Annotated in this window: 17 protein-coding genes; 10 read left to right on the top strand and 7 right to left on the bottom strand. The window is 69.5% G+C overall.

Going from position 1 to position 16,577, the window contains the following annotated elements:
* Positions 1-62 precede the first annotated feature (62 nt).
* Together fliP and BUQ68_RS09095 are read right to left on the bottom strand one after the other, a co-directional pair.
* Positions 63-821, bottom strand: coding sequence for a flagellar type III secretion system pore protein FliP (gene fliP, locus BUQ68_RS09090; protein WP_075215645.1), 759 nt, complete (start codon positions 819-821; stop codon positions 63-65).
* Between the two features lie 186 nt (positions 822-1,007).
* A complete protein-coding gene (locus BUQ68_RS09095) occupies positions 1,008-2,681 on the bottom strand; it encodes a flagellar biosynthetic protein FliO (protein WP_175577771.1) in 1,674 nt (557 codons plus the stop codon).
* A 446-nt stretch (positions 2,682-3,127) separates the two neighbouring features.
* Here BUQ68_RS09095 and BUQ68_RS09100 point away from each other — a divergent pair, with 446 nt between their 5' ends.
* The 7 genes from BUQ68_RS09100 (at position 3,128) to cckA (ending at position 9,288) form a co-directional block, all read left to right on the top strand.
* Positions 3,128-3,544: a flagellar basal body rod protein FlgB gene (locus BUQ68_RS09100; RefSeq protein ID WP_075215647.1), complete on the top strand. Its 417-nt coding sequence runs from the start codon at positions 3,128-3,130 to the stop codon at positions 3,542-3,544.
* A 9-nt stretch (positions 3,545-3,553) separates the two neighbouring features.
* Positions 3,554-3,964 carry a flagellar basal body rod protein FlgC gene (gene flgC, locus BUQ68_RS09105; RefSeq protein WP_075215648.1) on the top strand — a complete coding sequence of 137 codons (411 nt, stop codon included), beginning with the start codon at positions 3,554-3,556 and terminating at the stop codon, positions 3,962-3,964.
* A gap of 94 nt (positions 3,965-4,058) precedes the next feature.
* Entirely contained in the window at positions 4,059-4,388 is a 330-nt protein-coding gene (gene fliE, locus BUQ68_RS09110; RefSeq protein ID WP_075215827.1) for a flagellar hook-basal body complex protein FliE, read from the top strand.
* Between the two features lie 83 nt (positions 4,389-4,471).
* Entirely contained in the window at positions 4,472-4,735 is a 264-nt protein-coding gene (gene fliQ / locus BUQ68_RS09115) for a flagellar biosynthesis protein FliQ (protein WP_075215649.1), read from the top strand.
* Between the two features lies 1 nt (position 4,736).
* Complete coding sequence (gene fliR, locus BUQ68_RS09120; protein WP_075215650.1) at positions 4,737-5,501, top strand: flagellar biosynthetic protein FliR; 765 nt, start codon at positions 4,737-4,739, stop codon at positions 5,499-5,501.
* 12 nt (positions 5,502-5,513) lie between these two features.
* The gene (gene flhB, locus BUQ68_RS09125; RefSeq protein ID WP_075215651.1) at positions 5,514-6,587 is read left to right on the top strand and encodes a flagellar biosynthesis protein FlhB; all 1,074 of its coding nucleotides are present in this window, start codon (positions 5,514-5,516) and stop codon (positions 6,585-6,587) included.
* Between the two features lie 160 nt (positions 6,588-6,747).
* Positions 6,748-9,288: a cell cycle histidine kinase CckA gene (gene cckA / locus BUQ68_RS09130; RefSeq protein WP_075215652.1), complete on the top strand. Its 2,541-nt coding sequence runs from the start codon at positions 6,748-6,750 to the stop codon at positions 9,286-9,288.
* Positions 9,289-9,296: 8 nt separating this feature from the next.
* Here the strand turns inward: cckA and BUQ68_RS09135 are convergent, their stop codons facing one another.
* A complete protein-coding gene (locus BUQ68_RS09135; RefSeq protein ID WP_075215653.1) occupies positions 9,297-9,662 on the bottom strand; it encodes a type II toxin-antitoxin system VapC family toxin in 366 nt (121 codons plus the stop codon).
* The gene (locus BUQ68_RS22815; RefSeq protein ID WP_083656426.1) at positions 9,656-10,069 is read right to left on the bottom strand and encodes a ribbon-helix-helix domain-containing protein; all 414 of its coding nucleotides are present in this window, start codon (positions 10,067-10,069) and stop codon (positions 9,656-9,658) included. The genes BUQ68_RS09135 and BUQ68_RS22815 overlap by 7 nt, the downstream gene beginning before the upstream one ends.
* Here BUQ68_RS22815 and BUQ68_RS09145 point away from each other — a divergent pair.
* On the top strand, positions 10,068-11,276 hold the full coding sequence (locus BUQ68_RS09145; protein WP_075215655.1) for a cytochrome P450: 1,209 nt from the start codon (positions 10,068-10,070) through the stop codon (positions 11,274-11,276). The two genes, BUQ68_RS22815 and BUQ68_RS09145, sit on opposite strands and share 2 nt — an antisense overlap.
* On the opposite strand, the gene BUQ68_RS09150 is transcribed toward BUQ68_RS09145, so the two are convergent.
* The gene (locus BUQ68_RS09150) at positions 11,266-12,306 is read right to left on the bottom strand and encodes an alpha/beta hydrolase family protein (protein ID WP_075215656.1); all 1,041 of its coding nucleotides are present in this window, start codon (positions 12,304-12,306) and stop codon (positions 11,266-11,268) included. The two genes, BUQ68_RS09145 and BUQ68_RS09150, sit on opposite strands and share 11 nt — an antisense overlap.
* A 174-nt stretch (positions 12,307-12,480) precedes the next feature.
* Here BUQ68_RS09150 and BUQ68_RS09155 point away from each other — a divergent pair, with 174 nt between their 5' ends.
* Positions 12,481-13,224: a sulfite exporter TauE/SafE family protein gene (locus tag BUQ68_RS09155; RefSeq protein WP_075215657.1), complete on the top strand. Its 744-nt coding sequence runs from the start codon at positions 12,481-12,483 to the stop codon at positions 13,222-13,224.
* 8 nt (positions 13,225-13,232) lie between these two features.
* On the opposite strand, the gene BUQ68_RS09160 is transcribed toward BUQ68_RS09155, so the two are convergent.
* Both BUQ68_RS09160 and BUQ68_RS09165 read right to left on the bottom strand, forming a co-directional pair.
* The gene (locus BUQ68_RS09160; protein WP_075215658.1) at positions 13,233-14,156 is read right to left on the bottom strand and encodes a pseudouridine-5'-phosphate glycosidase; all 924 of its coding nucleotides are present in this window, start codon (positions 14,154-14,156) and stop codon (positions 13,233-13,235) included.
* A gap of 99 nt (positions 14,157-14,255) precedes the next feature.
* Positions 14,256-15,263: a PfkB family carbohydrate kinase gene (locus BUQ68_RS09165; RefSeq protein WP_139315183.1), complete on the bottom strand. Its 1,008-nt coding sequence runs from the start codon at positions 15,261-15,263 to the stop codon at positions 14,256-14,258.
* Positions 15,264-15,422: 159 nt separating this feature from the next.
* Here BUQ68_RS09165 and recA point away from each other — a divergent pair, with 159 nt between their 5' ends.
* A complete protein-coding gene (gene recA / locus BUQ68_RS09170; RefSeq protein WP_075215660.1) occupies positions 15,423-16,508 on the top strand; it encodes a recombinase RecA in 1,086 nt (361 codons plus the stop codon).
* Positions 16,509-16,577 lie beyond the last annotated feature (69 nt).

A 16,577-nucleotide genomic window follows, 5' to 3' on the forward strand; every position in this document is an offset into this window, starting at 1 on the left:
AGCTTGGGAAGCACCTCAATCAACGCCCGTCATGACAGTCGCATGACAAGATCCTTAAGTTTTCAAGAAAGCCCGAAGGATCGCACCAGACTGCCGGCGAGCAGCGCCCAGCCGTCCACCAGCACGAAGAAGATCAGCTTGAAGGGGAGGGAGACCACCGCGGGCGGCATCATCATCATGCCCATGGCCATCAGGATGGACGACACCACCATGTCGATGATCACGAAGGGCAGATAGATCAGGAAGCCGATCTCGAAGGCGCGCCGGAGCTCGGAGATCATGAAGGCCGGGATGAGGATCCGAAGGCTCAGCTCCTCGGCGGTCGCCGGCGCCTCCTGGTTGGCGAGGTCCAGGAACAGCGCCACGTCCTCCTCGCGCACCTGGGTGCGCATGAAGACGTGGAAGGGCGCCACCGCCCGCTCGATCCCCTGGTCGAGTTCGATCGTGCCCTCGATCACCGGCTGGATGCCGTCTTCGTAGGCAGCCTCGAACGTCGGCTGCATGATGAAGGCGGTGAGGAAGAGCGCGAGCGAGATCATCACCGCGTTCGGCGGCGCCGACTGCAGGCCGATGGCCGTGCGCAGCAGCGACAGGACGACGACAATCCGGGTGAAGGACGTCATCATCACCAGGATGGACGGGGCGAGGCTGAGGACCGTGATGAGGCCGATCAGCTGCACCGCCCGCTCGGTGAGCGTTGTGCCCTCGCCGAGCGCGATGGAGATGTCCTGGGCGCTGGTCGGCACCGTCAGGACGGCAAGCGCCACCGCCGTTCCGAGCGCGCGCCGCCGCCAGCGCGCCGTCCCCCACACGATTGCCATGGTCCTCACCTCGGCGCGTCGCCCCACGCGGGTCTGAAGATCCGCGAGCTCCGATCCGCCGAACGCCCAAGGCGCCGGGGGCGGCCTCGCCCTCGACGGCATCAACGCAACGCTGCCGGATTCCCTACGTCAAAAGCGCCCCGGGCACGCGGCCCGGAGCCCTGCGTCGCCCGGTCCCGACCTCGATCAGGACCGGGACGAGCGGTTGCTGTCGCCGGCCAGTTCGTCGAGGAGGCGAGCCATCTCGTCCTCCAGCGACGTGAAGTCGTCCGCCCGGGCGGTCTCCTTCTGGGCCGGCTTGTCCACCACGACCGGTGGTGCCGCGTCGGGCGCCGGCTCGGCCAGCTCCTCGGCGAAATTGATGGTCGGCTCCGGCCGGCGGCTGCCCGCGTTCGGCTCCTCAACCAGGATCCGGGCGAGGTCGTCCGCGAGCGTGGAGCCGATGTCGGCGCGCACCGGCGGTGCTTCCACGGCCGGCAGCACGGCGGCCACCGGGCCGTCGGTGCGGGCGAGGGAGTCCGGCTCGACGCGCGGGAAATCCGGCTCGCCGGCCGGCTTGTCGGCCACCGGCTTCAGCCCGAGCGCTTCCGGCTCCAGGCGGACCCGCTCGGGTCCGGAACTGGCGGCCGGACGCTCCGGCGCGGGCTCTCCGGCCGGCTCCAGGCGCGTCGGCTCCAGGCGCGGTGTGGCGGGCGACGGATTGGAGCGCGGACGGAACCAGGTGCTCGCCGAAGCCAGCGGCGAGCGGGGCGCCGGCGGTTCCGGATCCACCGGCTCGGGCAGGTCGGCGACCGGTTCGGCCGCCGCGATCGGCGGCGCGGCCACGACCGGCGGTGCGGTCACGACCGGCGGAACCGGCGCGGGCGTCATGGGAGCCGACCCGACCGGAGCGGATCCGACCGCGCCGGGCACGGCCGCCGGGCCGCGGGTCGGCCGCGGGTAGCTGGTGGCGACCGGCGCAACCGGGGCACGGGCCGGTGCGGGCGCCCGGGGCTGCTCGATGTCGAGGCGAAGCGCCTCGTCGAGCCGCGCGGCAAGGTCGTCGAAGGGAACCGCCGGCTCCTTGGGCGCGGCACTCGATGGCGCGGGCTCACGGATGTCCGGGGCGACGACGGCCGGTTCGGCGACGATCGGCGGCGTGGCGATCGGCTCCTGGCGGGCCGCCGGCCGGCTCGGGGCGGGCGGCACGTAGGGCTTCGCGGGCGCCGCGGGCACGTCGGTCATGGCCGGCGCGGCGACCGGGGCAGGGACCGCCGCGGTCGGCGGGGGAACCGGTGCCGGCGACAAGGCCGTCTGCGCCATCGCGGAGGCGGACGCCGCGAGCGGTGCCGGCGACACCGCCGGCTGGGAAGTGGCGGTCGCCACCGGTGCCGGGTGCGACGGGGCAGACTGCAGCGGGGATGCCGGGCGGGCCATCGGCCGGCGGGCGTCTGCCGGCTTGGCCTCGGCCACCGCCGGTGCGGGCGCTGGCGCGGGCTCGGACGAGGGGCGCAGGGCGCGGACCGTGGCCGCCGCCTCGCTCACCGCCTCGGACGAGCGCGTGCCGCGTCGGTCGGCGGGGCGCTCCGGGGCCGGACGCTCGTCGTCGGCGCGATCGCCGGCCCGTTCGCTGACCGACGGCGGCACGTCGAAGGTCTGCGGCGGTCGCGGCACCCGGCCGGCGGTGGTGCCCACCGGCACGCCCTTGATGATCGTCTGTTCCACCACCACGTCGGACGGGCCGCCGATGAGGATCAGATGTTCGACGTTGTCGCGCCGGATCAGCACGAGACGGCGGCGGTTGTCGACGGCGGCCACGTCCATCACGGCAAGCCGTGGCTGCCGGTTGCGGATGGACCTGAGGCCCGAACCGCCGACCATCGCGTTCCACATGCGCGGAAGGACGAGCCAACAAACGAGAACGACGAGAACGACAAGGGCGATGATCAGCGCCCTTCCGCCTCCGGTCGATCCAAACCACTCAACGAGCTGATCCTGCATTTCGCTCTCTTGTCGATTCCTGTGCAGCGGCGGGTGCACCCCGGGGCGTCAGCGAATCCTAGACGTATACAAAGATAGTAAACTGTCAGGAAATGTTTGCCGACCCCCCGTTCAGTGCCGAAGGCCGTCCGGGGCACGTCCTCCGTCCTGGCTACGGCAATACTACGGGATACGGCCTTCTGCCAGTCCGCTCAAGAACAGCATTAACGCCCCGTTAACCATGCAGTCGGCAGAATATGCCTAGTGAAACATCTGTCCTTGTCCGACCAATGCCTGAGGGCGGTCCGAAGGCGGATGCCGAGTGGGTGCACGGGAGCGTTCTGTCCATGGCAATTTCCGACCTCACGGTCATGCGGGCCATCCGCGAAAAGCTGAAGTTCCACGAGCAGCGCCAGACGGTGCTGGCCGACAACGTCGCCCATTCGACGACCCCCGGCCATCGCGGCAAGGACCTGAAAGCACCCGACTTTTTCCGCATCGCCGCGACCGGTGGGCCGACCGGTTCGGCGACGCCGGTGCGTCCGGCGTTGACCAATGCCGGCCATCTGCCGGGGCGGGTCCTCTCCACCGGTCGGTTCAAGGACGAGACGGTCGCCGGCTACGAGGTGACCCCCGACGGCAACGCGGTCGTCCTTGAAGAGCAGATGATGAAGATCGCCGAGAACCAGATGGATTTTCAGATGGCGACGTCGCTCTACCAGCGCAGCGTCGGCATCCTGAAGACCGCCATCGGCAAGCGCTGAGGACGGATCATGGATTTTCTCAAGACCCTCATGGTGTCGGCGGCGGGCCTGAAGGTGCAGTCCGGCCGCATGCGCATCATCGCGGAGAATCTCGCCAACGCGGACAGCGCCGCCCGCACGCCGAACGAGGATCCCTATCGGCGCAAGGTGCCGACCGTGACCACGTCCTTCGACAAGGCCCTCGGCGCGGAGGTCGTGAAGCTCGGCCGCATCGAACCGGACCGCAGCGACTTCGACAGCCGCTACGAGCCCGGCCACCCGGCCGCAGACGCCAAAGGCATGGTGCGCTACCCGAACGTCTCCACCCTCATCGAGAGCGTGGACATGCGCGAGGCGCAGCGGACCTACGAGGCCAACCTCAACGTGGTCACCGCAACCCGGTCCATGCTGCAGAAGACAATCGATATCCTGCGCGGCTGACGCCGCCGCTGGCGACGTCCCGCCCGACTGACGCCGCCGCGGCTACCGACCTGTTCTCCCTCCTTCCGTCCGACCTGGAGTGCCCTCCGTGGCCATCACCACCCCGCTGAACGCCACGAATGCCTACGGAGCCATGGCTCGTCTGGCGAATCGAGGCCCCGACGTGCAGTCTCTCCGCGGCGGTGGCGGCATCGCCGGCGCCGACCCCTCCAGCTTCGCCGGACTGGTGCAGGACCAGGTCAAGTCGATGGTGGAGCAGGGCAACGCGTCCGAGGCCCTGCAGCGCGACCTGATGGCCGGCAAGGCGGACGTCATCGACGTGGTGACCGCCGTGTCGGAGACCGAACTCGCCTTGGAGACCATGGTGTCCGTGCGCGACAAGGTGATCGCCGCCTACGAGGAAATCATGCGGATGCCGATCTGATCCCTGTCTCCGGCCTGTGTCTCGTCGCTCGTTCAGTCCCGCCCGACGGTTTCGGGCCATCGCTTCAGGAATTCCGTGCGCCCATGACCGGAGCCGACGCCCTCGACATCGCCCGCGACGCCATCTGGGTGACGGTGGAGATCGCCGCGCCGACCATGGTGGTCGGCCTCGTCATCGGTCTGACCGTGGCGCTCTTCCAGGCGCTGACGCAGATCCAGGAGATGACGCTCGCCTTCGTGCCGAAGATCCTCGCCATCTTCGTGGTGCTGATCCTCGCCTTGCCCTTCATGTCGGACGCCCTCAACGGGTTCATGACGCGCATCTCCGAGCGGATCGTGGCGGGATGAGATGACCATCACCATCCTTCCCGAGGTGACGGTCCTGTTCCTGCTTCTGTTCGCCCGCCTCGGCGCACTCGTGATGCTGATGCCGTCCCTCGGCGAGCAGGCGATTCCAAGCCGCTACCGTCTGTCTCTCGCCCTGGCGATGACGCTCCTCTTCTTCCCGATCGTCTCCACCACGCTGCCTCAGGGCCTGCAGAACGACACGCCGGCGCTGATCTTCGCGCTCATCACCGAGGTGCTCACCGGCGTTGCGCTTGGTCTCGTTGCGCGCCTCGCGCTCTCGGTCGCCCAGGTCGCCGGCACCACGGTGGCGGCCAACATCGGCCTCAGCTTCGCCCAGACGGTGGATCCCACCATGGGCCAGCAGGGCGCGGTGATCGGCGGCTTCCTCTCCGTCACCGGCCTCACCCTCGTCTTCGTCACCGACCTCCACCACCTGGCCATCGCCGGCATCGCCGACAGCTACCGCATGTTCCCGCCGGGCTCCTACCTGCCGATCGAGGACTTCCGCGACGCCGCCCTCATGGCGGTCGCGGAGGCCTTCAAGGTCGGCATCCAGATCGCCGCACCCTTCATGCTGTTCGGCCTCGTCTTCAACCTCGGCCTCGGCGTCTTGCAGAAGCTGATGCCGCAGCTCCAGGTCTTCTTCCTCGCCCTGCCGGTGTCGATCGGCGTCGGGCTCATCCTCTTCGCGCTCCTGGTCGGCGCCATGACGACGGCCTACGTCGAGCATGTGCGCACCGTCCTCATGCGCTTCATCGGTCCGTGAGGGAGCGCGCCGATGGCCGAGGGGGATGACGGCGATAAGACAGAAGAACCAACCCAGCGAAAACTCGACAAGGCGCTGGAGGAGGGCGACGTCGCCAAGAGCACGGAGGTGGTCACCTTCTTCACCCTAGCGGCCGTCACCATGATCGTCTGGAGCCTCGCCAACGGCACGGTCGGCGGCCTGACGCCGACCCTTCGCGGTCTCATCGAACACGCCGGCGACATCGCCATGGACGGCGGGGGCCTCCGCCGCCTGTTCCTCTCGGTCGCGGGCGCTGTGGGCCTTGCGATCGCCGCGCCTGTGCTCCTCATGATGGTCTCGGGCGCGGCTGGCCACATGATCCAGCACCGGCTGGTCTTTTCCACCAAGAGCCTGCAGCCGCGCTTCTCCAAGGTGTCGCCGCTCGCCGGGCTCAAGCGCCTGTTCTCGCCGGAGACGATCGCCAACTTCGTGAAGGGCCTCTTGAAGCTCTCCCTCGTCGGCGCCGTCATGCTGTGGATCCTCTGGCCCGAGCGCCAACGCCTCGCCGGCATGGTCACCATGGACCTCGCCGGCTTTCTCGGCTTCGCCCAGACCGAGGCGGTCGCCATGCTGGCCGCCATGCTGGCGATCGTCTTCTTCATTGCCATCGGCGACTTCGCCTGGTCGCGCCATCGCTGGATGCAGAAGCAGCGCATGTCCGTGCAGGAGATGAAGGAGGAGTACAAGCAGACCGAAGGCGACCCGGCCGTGAAGGCAAAGATCCGCCAGATCCGCCAGGAGCGGTCGCGCCGGCGCATGATGGCCGCGGTGCCGACCGCCACGGTGGTGATCACCAACCCGACCCACTATGCCGTCGCTCTCAAGTACGAGGAGGGCATGCAGGCGCCGGTCTGCGTCGCCAAGGGCACCGACCAGGTGGCCCTGAAGATCCGGGAGGTGGCCAACGCCAACCAGGTGCAGGTGGTGGAGAACCCGCCGCTCGCCCGCGCCCTCTACGCCACCGTCGAGATCGACGATCTCGTCCCCGAACAGCACTACAAGGCCGTCGCCGAGGTCATCGGTTTCGTTCTCAATCTCAAGAAGAAAGGCTCGTGGCGGTCCTGACCGCGCTGGCGTGTGCACCCTTCGCCTCGCCCGGCCGGTTCACCGCGCCTCGGCGAAGCGCTATGAATGGCAGGATCGGATCGCGGCTGATTCGCGTGCGTCGGGGCAGGGCCCCTCATGGCTGGACTCCATGTTGAACCCCAATCGAGGCTATGAGCGCATGAGCGACAGCGAGGCGGCGCCCTCGGTCGAGGCGGCTGTGATCGACCGGTCGGAGCGCGGCGGCAACGTCGGCCTTCTGGTGGCGCTGGCGCTCGCCCTCGTCACGGCCGCGGCCGTGTTCGCCATGCTGGACCGCACTGCGGCAGAGCCCTATGTGCTCGGCCTGCTCGGCCTCCTCGCGGTGGTCGGCGTCTTCTCCCTCTTTGCCGGCGCCATCGGCCTTCTGCGCTTCGGCGCCAAGCCGGACGGTCAATCCACGCTCGCCCGCCGCTTCCTCGACAGCACCGCCGACGGCGTCTGCATCACCGACGAGGACGGGCGCATCATCTACGCCAACGTCTCCTATGGCCGCCTCATCCGGGCCGAGACGGCGAGCGAGGTGCGCACGGTGGAGCGCGTCTTCTCCGGCGATCCGGACGCGGCCGACGCCATCTTCCGCCTGTCGCACGCCGCCCACGAGGGCCGGTCGGCGGAGGAGGAGGTGCGCGTCGCCCACCCGATCGGCCGCACCGAGGGCGCCGCCCGCTGGTACCGCATCCGCGTCCGCCCCCTCGGCGACGGCGGGCCGAAGGCGCTCACCGTCTGGCGCATCACCGACGTCACGCGCGACCGCGACGAGCAAGAGGACAGCTTCCAGGCCCTCCAGCGCGCGGTCAACTTCCTCGACCACGCGCCCGCCGGCTTCTTCTCCTCCGATGCGCTCGGCCGCATCGTCTACATGAACGCCACGCTCGCCGACTGGCTCGGCTACGACCTTGCCGAGTTCGACGTCGGCTCCATCAACCTCTCCTCCATGGTGGCGAGCGACGGGGCGGCGCTGCTCGACGGCGTGCGCGGCGCGCCGGGCGAGATCAAGACCGGCATCGTGGACATCGACCTCGTCAAACGCAACGGCCAGAGCCTGCCGGTCCGCCTCATCCACCGGGTGCCAGTGGGCGCGGAGGGCGGCATCGGCGACAGTCGCACGCTGGTGCTCAACCGCTCGCCCGGGGAGGACATCTCCGAATCGCTCCGCGCCGCCGAGGTGCGCTTCGCCCGCTTCTTCAACAACACGCCGATCGCCATCGCGTCGATCGACAAGGACGGCAGGATCGGGCGCACCAACGGCCCCTTCATGAAGCTGTTCGGCCCCTTTCTGAAGCAGGACGGCGGGGCGGCCCGCGGCCGGCTGGTGGACGTGGTGAGCCCGCGCGACCGGGATTCCATTGCTGCCGCCGTCAAGGCCGCGGTGGAAGGGCAGGGGCAGATCCCGCCCATCGACGCGCCGCTTGCCGATGACAAGGGCCGCTCCGCCCGCTTCTTCGTCTCTCCGGTGGAGGAGGGGGCAGGCGACGGGGAGGTCGGCGTCGTCTATGCGCTGGAAACCACCGAGCAGCGGGCGCTGGAGGCGCAGTTCGCCCAGGGCCAGAAGATGCAGGCGATCGGCCAGCTCGCCGGCGGCGTGGCGCACGACTTCAACAACGTGCTGACCGCCATCATCGGCTTCTCCGATCTCCTTCTGGCCAACCACCGGCCGACCGACCCGTCCTTCCAGGACATCATGAACATCAAGCAGAACGCCAACCGGGCGGCGGGCCTCGTCCGCCAGCTCCTGGCCTTCTCGCGCCGCCAGACCCTCCGGCCGCAGGTGCTCAACCTCTCCGACGTGCTCGCCGACCTTTCCATCCTGCTCGACCGCCTGCTCGGCGAGAAGGTGAAACTGAAGGTGGTGCACGGCCGCGACCTCTGGCCGGTGATGGCCGACCTCAACCAGCTGGAGCAGGTGGTCATCAACCTCGCCGTCAACGCCCGCGACGCCATGCCGGAAAGCGGCCGGGTGGAGATCCGCACCACCAACGTCACGGCCGACCAGTGCTCCGCCTACGCGCACCAGGGTTTCGTGCCCGGCGACTACGTGATGATCGAGGTGGAGGACACCGGCACCGGCATGCCGCCGGAGATCATGGAGAAGATCTTCGAACCCTTCTTCTCCACCAAGGAGGTCGGCAAGGGCACCGGTCTCGGCCTCTCCACCGTCTACGGCATCGTCAAGCAGACCGGCGGCTACATCTATCCGATGTCGGAGGTCGGCGTCGGCACCACCTTCCGCATCTTCCTGCCGCGCCATGTGGCCGCCCAGGACGCGGCTCCGAAGAAGAGCGTGGAGGCGACCCCCATCGCCGACCTCACCGGCACGGCCACCATCCTCCTGGTGGAGGACGAGGAAGCCGTCCGCGCCTTCGCCGCCCGCGCCCTCAAGTCGCGCGGCTACACCGTGCACGAGGCCTCGTCCGGCACCGAGGCCCTTGAGGTGATGGAAGAGACCGGCGGCACCGTCGACCTCGTCGTCTCCGACGTGGTCATGCCCGAAATGGACGGCCCGAGCCTCCTCCGCGAACTCCGCAAGACCCGCCCCGACCTCAAGATCATCTTCGTCTCCGGCTACGCCGAGGACGCCTTCAAGAAGAACCTGCCCGAGAACGAGCAGTTCAACTTCCTGCCAAAACCCTTCAGCCTCAAGCAGTTGGCGACGACGGTGAAGGAAACGCTGGCGCAGTGAGGGTGCGTTCAGATGGTGTATGGGACGAGGACGGACGGGTCGGCGGGGTCGAAGTCCTTCGTGTTCCGCGTCACCAGAACGGCGCCGGCGAGATCCGCGCTCGCCTTGATCACCGCGTCGGGTAGGCGGACACGTGTCCGTCTGCGGATGTCCACAGCCCGTTCGGCGACAGCCTCCGTCAGCGGGAGGATTGGAAACCCATCGAGAAACGCGCGCGTAGCCATCCGCGTGTCGCCAGCCCCGACCATCACCTCGATCCAGGTGACGACGCTGATCGCCGCCGCGCCATCGTGACGCCGGAGTTCGGCGTGAGCCACTTCGACGCCTTGCAGAAAGTCGATCAGGATGCAGGTGTCGAGGACGACTTTCACCATTCGGACCGAAGGCGGCGCTGATAGTCGAGCCCGTCTTCCGGTAGATCGCCGGTTGGCTCCGACCGCCAAAGACCGAACGCCGCATCGCGATCGATGGGCTGCCGGGCGGCCAGATATCCTGTGACAGCCTCCCGCACGAGAACGGACAGCGACGTCCGCCGCTCTTCCGACAGCCGCTCCAGGTCTTCAATCTGCTCCTCCGGCAGATCAACGCGGATTCGTCGCATCACGGCGCTTCGCCTTGACATCGATGGTTGCAAGTTGCTCGACACGATCCAAGCCCGGATTCGAGCGACGGCGACAACGAAGCCGTTGAGCTTCGCTTGAATTCCCCCCAAAGGGTAGTCTCGCGCCTTCTCCGAATCCAGTGCCGTTCGTTCACTGTTCCGCCGCTCGGGATGCTTCATGCCACCCTTCCGCCAGCCGCCCGCCGATCACGCCTTCGGCCAGAACCCCTATCCGATCTATGACCGCATGCGCGCGCATGGGCCGGCGGTGTTCTGGGAGGACTACGGCTTCTGGTGCTTCACCGGGTTCGAGCCGGTCGGCGCACTTCTGCGCGACAAGCGGTTCGGCCGGGCCATCCTGCACGTGGCGAGTCGGGAGGAACTCGGCTGGCCGGAGATCCCCGAGCGGCTGAAGCCCTTCTACGACGTGGAGGCGCACTCGCTCCTGGAGACCGAGCCGCCGGTGCACACGCGCCTGCGCACCCTCGTCAACCGCGCCTTCGTCAGCCGCGCCGTGGAACGGCTCCGCCCCCGCATCGCCGCCCTTGCTAATGACCTGATCGACCGCTTCGAGGGCGTCGGGACCGCCGACCTGATCGCCGCCTTCGCCACCCCGATCCCGGTGATCGTGATCGCCGATCTCCTCGGCGTCCCCGCCGCGATGGCGGACCGGCTGCTCGACTGGTCGCACCGCATGGTGGCCATGTACCAGTTCAACCGCACGCCCGCCGTGGAGGACGACGCGGTGGCGGCGACGGAGGGATTCGTGGCCTTCATGCGGTCCTATGTGGACGAGCGCCGGTCGAAGCCCGGCGACGACCTCATCAGCCACCTGATCGCCGCCGAGGAGGCCGGCGAGCGGCTCTCCACCGACGAGCTCATCACCACCTGCATCCTCCTCCTCAATGCCGGCCACGAGGCGACGGTGCACGCCATCGGCAACGGCGTGAAAGCCATGCTGGAGGCCGGCGCGGACCCGGCGGCCGCTTTCGCAACGCCGGCCGCGACCGCCGCCACGGTGGAAGAACTGCTCCGCTTCGACGCGCCGCTCCACCTCTTCACCCGCTATGCGCTGGTCGACACGGAGGTCCACGGCGTTCCGCTCCGCAAGGGCGATCGCATCGGCCTCCTCCTCGGCGCCGCCAACCGCGACCCGGACCGCTTCGCCGCGCCGAACAGCCTCGTCCTCGACCGGACGGACGGCGCCAACGTCTCCTTCGGCGCCGGCATCCATTTCTGCGTCGGCGCGCCGCTTGCGCGTCTGGAGCTGCAGGTGGCCCTGCCCACCCTGTTCCGCCGCCTGCCGGGCCTCCGCCTCGCCGCGCCGCCGGTCTACGCCGACCGCTACCACTTCCACGGCCTTGAGCGGCTGGACGTCAGCTGGTGACGGGAATCCCGCCGCTTCGCGCGAAGACCCGAAGCGCCAGATCCGCTGCCTCGTCGTGAAGCCGCCGTCGGTCGATGCCCGGCGGATCGGCGAAGAGCGTGGCGTCGAACAGCTTGCCCACGGGCAAACCCTCCGGCAGGTAGACATAGTGGCCGACGCCCAGGCCGGTCACCGTCAGGCGCGCGTCCGGCAGGCGCGCCGCCAGCCAGCGGGCGCAGTCGTCCGCGGGCGCGATCGTGTCCGCGTCGCCCACCAGCATGTCGACCGGCACGCGCAGCGCCGCGAGGCTCTCGTCCGTGAAGCCGCGCACTGTCGGCGCCGGCGCGATGGCGAACACCGCCCGCACCCGCTCGTCCCGATGGCTCTCCCCGTGCCGGGCGAGCGAGTCCCGATAAGCCGGGCTGGTCTCCCGCAAGCTGGCCGCGCGGGCGATCAGGTCGGGAAACTCCGGCACGCCGGCCAAGCCCACTGCCGCCGCATAGGCGTCGAACCGCGCGACCTCCGTGATCGCGCCGGCAAGCGCCAGCACCGTATAGCCGCCGAGCGAAAATCCCGCCGCGAAGACACGGCCGAGATCCGCCGCCGGCCCGAACAGCGGGTCCGCCGCCAGCCGGTCGAGCGCGACGGAAAGGTCGCGCGCCCGCTCCCACCAGGCCATGAAGCCCTCGGCCCGATAGGGCTCGTTCGCCGTGTTGCCGTGATGGTCCACGCCGACCGCCAGATAGCCCCGTTCGGCGAGCCGGATCCCGAGCCAGCCGAAGCCGGCCGCCGTGCCGCCCGTGCCGTGCGAGAGCAGCACCACGGGGCGCCCGCCCGGCGCGATGGCGAGCGGCGCGTCGACGGCCACCTTGCCCATCCGGCAGAAGGGCCGCCCCGGCGGGCCGATGTCGAAGTCGGCCACGGTCGTGCCGGCGGGCGCGGGGTACCAGACGGCCGCCGCCAACGGGCGGGGCGGTGTCCCGTCCCAGGTCGTCCGGTCCGGATCGACCCAGGCACGCGTGGTGAAGCCGACCGGTCCCGCCTCGTGCATGGTGCACCCCTTCCTGACGACCGCCTTCGACGTTGTCCGATCCGATGGCCGTTCGCCCCGGCAGACGAACGCCGGGCGGCGTCAATCCGTCCCCAATCGAAACGCAACAGCCTGTTGCCTATCTCGACCATGTATGTCGAGTATACCGCCCCACGACCGAACCCGCGAGGCGCGATGGAGTCCACTCATCTCTTGATCTTCCTCGCCGGCGTGCTCGCCCAATTGGTCGACGGCGCACTCGGCATGGCGTTCGGCGTCACCGCCACCACCGTGCTCCTCAGCTTCGGCGTGGCGCCGGCGGCCGCCAGCACCATGGTGCATGTGGCGGAGATGTTCACCACCGCCGCCTCCGGGGCTTCCCACATCGCCCACCGCAACGTGGACTGGTCCATGCTGAAGCGCCTCGCGGTGCCCGGCATGGTGGGCGGCGTTCTCGGATCCACGCTGCTGGCCAACGTGGACGGCAACATGATCCGCCCGTTCGTGTCGGCCTACATGCTGGTGATCGGCGCGATCATTCTCGCCAAGGCGCTCCGCTGGCGGCCGCGCACCACCAATCTCCGCTGGGCGCCGGGTCTCGGCCTCGTGGGCGGCTTCCTCGACGCGGTCGGCGGCGGTGGCTGGGGGCCGATCGTCACCTCCACGCTGATCGGTCACGGCGGCGCGCCCCGACGGGTGATCGGCACGGTCAACACCACGGAATTCCTGGTTACCACCGCCACGTCCGCGGCCCTCGTCACCCAGGTCGGCCTGTCCGATGCCTGGCCGGTGGTCTTCCTGGTGCTCGGCGGCCTCATCGCAGCCCCGTTCGCGGGCTGGATCACCAAGGTCATGCCCGAGCGGGTGCTCATGAGCCTCGTCGGTGGCCTCGTCGTGCTGCTCGCCACCATCCAGCTCATCCAGGTCGTCTCCCGCTGACCGTCCGCTCAGCGGGCGAGCGCCACCGCGATTTCCGCCGCCACCCGGGCGTTGTTCTTCACCAGCGCGATGTTGGTCTGAAGGCTGCGGCCGCCGGTCCGCTCCAGCATGTCGCCGAGGAGGAAAGGCGTGACCGCCTTGGCGGTGATCCCTTGCGCCGCCGCGGCGGCGAGCGCCGCCTCGATATGGACGGCGATCTCCGCCGCCGGGATCTCGTCCGCCACCGGCACCGGGTTGGCGACGAGCACGCCGCCGGTGAGCTTCAGGCTCGCCCGCGCCTTCAGGAAGGCGGCGATCTCGGCCGCGCTGTCGAGCCTCAATGGCGCCTTCAAGCCGGACGTCCGGCTCCAGAAGGCGGGCAGGTCGTCGGTGCCGTAGCCGATCACCGGCACGCCCTTGGTCTCCAGCACCTCCAGCGTCTTCGGCAGATCGAGGATGGCCTTCGCCCCCGCCGCCACCACCGTCACGGCCGTGCGGCCGAGTTCCTCCAGGTCGGCCGACACGTCGAACGTGGTCTCCGCCCCCCGGTGCACACCGCCGACGCCGCCGGTCGCGAACACCGGAATGCCGGCGAGCGCCGCCGCGATCATGGTCGCCGCCACCGTGGTGGACCCCGGCCGGCCTGTCGCCACGGCGAAGGCGAGGTCGGCGCGCGACAGCTTCATCACGTCCGTCGTCGTCGCCAGTCGCTCCAGCGTCGTGTCGTCGAGCCCCACCCGGATGGCGCCGTCCAGCACCGCGATGGTCGCCGGTACCGCGCCCCCCGCGCGGATGACCGCCTCGACCGCCCGCGCGGTCTCCACGTTGGCCGGAAACGGCATGCCATGGGTGACGATGGTGGATTCCAGCGCCACCAGCGGCCGGCCCGCCGCGCGCGCGGCCGCCACTTCGGCGCCGAAGACCAGGGGAGGGGCGGACGACGGGGTGGTCATGACGGATCGGCCTCTTCGATGCTTAGAGCGCTTTCCAACCTGATGGACTCATCAGGTCGATAAGAAATCGCTCCAGATTCAATCAGCTGGAGCAATCTCTCAGCGATCAGGTCGTGCAACTTGATCGCAGAAAGCTCCAGGGTTGGTCGGGATGGCCCCGGCCCGGTGGAGCACGGCGGCCGGCAGTCGCGCAAGAGCGCCGGTGCACGATAGCGCAGCACCGGCAGCCAGGATGCCGATCTCCGCCGCCTCCACCAAGCTCCGGCCGAACGCCAGCGCCAGCAGCGTGCCCGCGATCAGCGCGTCGCCGGCCCCGGTGACGTCCGCGACCGGCATCGCCGGCACCGGGAGCAGCCGCGGATCACCGCCGTCCAGCACCGCGACCGGCCCGGCCCCCGCCGTCACCACCGCGCGCCGCACGCCGATCGTCCGAAGGCTCCGCGCCGCCGCATCGGCGCTCGGAAGGGCGCGCCCGGCAATGGCCTCGGCGCTGGCTCGGTTGATGAAGAGGAGGGCGCCCGCCTGGGCCGGCGCCAGCACCCGGCCGGCCTTCGCCCGCGACACCGCATCGACCGCAAGCCGCGCGCCGACGCTCTCCGAAAGTACCGCCAGGGTGGCGGCCGGCAGGTTGGCATCGGCGAACACGACGTCCGCCGCCGCAAGCGGCGCCGCAAGGGCGGCCATCTGGTCCGGCGACAGGCGGTCGTAGATGCGAAGGTCGGAAAGCGCCGCCACCAGTTCCCCGTCGGACCCGTGCAGGGCCACATAGGTGCCGGTCGCCGCGGTGCCGTCGCGGACGACGCCGTCCGTGCCGACGCCGCGCGCCGCAAGGTCCGCCAAAAGGGCGTCGCCGGCCGCGTCCGCGCCGAGCCGCGTCGCCAGGTGGATCGCGACCACCGGCGCCGCGCTCGCCAGCAGCACCGCCACGTTCCGGGCCACCCCGCCGGCGCGCTCCGCAAGCCGTCCCGGGCAGGACGTGCCCGGCTCGAACGGCTGGTCGGTGCGGCCGATCAGGTCGCGATGACAGCCACCCACCGCCAGGAGCATCGGGGCGCCGCGGCCCCCGAGGATCCCCGCGCCCTCGGGCGAGTCGACGCCGGAGGTCACGGCGACCGGCCTGTGAAAAATATGTGAACAAGCATAGAACGCATGGGCGAAAAATTATTCACCGCAAAGGGTTGGGGCGACTCTTGCAAACCAGAACAAACCACGTACATTAACCTCAGTTTGTAAGCGCCGTCCGCACGTGGAATAAGGGCTGATCTCATGTCGCAGAATACGCTACGCCTCGTCGAGGGAAGTTCAATGGACAAGACCAAGGCCCTGGATGCCGCCCTCTCGCAGATCGAGCGCGCCTTCGGCAAGGGCTCCATCATGCGGCTCGGCCAGGGTTCGGCGGTGGAGGTGGAGACGGTGCCGACCGGCTCGCTCGGTCTCGACATCGCGCTCGGCGTCGGCGGCCTGCCGCGCGGCCGAATCGTGGAGATCTACGGGCCGGAGTCCTCGGGCAAGACCACGCTCGCGCTCCACACCATCGCCGAGGCGCAGAAGCGCGGCGGCGTCTGCGCCTTCGTGGACGCCGAGCACGCGCTCGATCCGATCTACGCCCGCAAGCTCGGCGTGAACCTCGACGACCTCCTGGTCTCCCAGCCGGACGCCGGCGAGCAGGCGCTCGAGATCACCGACACGCTGGTGCGCTCCGGCGCGGTGGATGTGCTCGTGATCGACTCGGTCGCGGCGCTGACGCCGAAGGCGGAGCTGGAAGGCGAGATGGGCGACAGCCTGCCCGGTCTCCAGGCCCGCCTGATGAGTCAGGCGCTCCGCAAGCTCACCGCTTCGATCTCCAAGTCGAAGACCATGGTGATCTTCATCAACCAGATCCGCATGAAGATCGGCGTGATGTTCGGCTCGCCGGAGACCACCACCGGCGGCAACGCGCTGAAGTTCTACGCCTCCGTGCGCCTCGACATCCGCCGCATCGGCGCCATCAAGGCCCGCGACGAGATCACCGGAAACCAGACCCGCGTGAAAGTGGTGAAGAACAAGCTCGCGCCGCCGTTCAAGGAGGTCGAGTTCGACATCATGTACGGCGAGGGCATCTCCAAGCTTGGCGAGCTGGTTGACCTCGGCGTGAAGGCCGGCATCGTGGAGAAGTCGGGCGCGTGGTTCTCGTACAACAGCCAGCGGCTGGGGCAGGGACGCGAGAACGCCAAGACCTTCCTGAAGGACAATCCGGCCGTCGCCAACGACATCGAACAGGCCATCCGGCAGAACGCTGGCGTGATCGCCAATGCCATCCTGCAGGGGACGCCCGAGCCGGACGGCGACGCGGCGTCGCCCGACTTCGAGTAGGTGCCGGCGCGCCCGCTCCGGCGGGCGGTTCCGTTCTGCCGTCGTGTTCGGGGGCGCCGTTCTGGACAG

This window comes from Mongoliimonas terrestris (assembly GCF_001927285.1).
Lineage (GTDB): Bacteria > Pseudomonadota > Alphaproteobacteria > Rhizobiales > Pleomorphomonadaceae > Chthonobacter > Chthonobacter terrestris.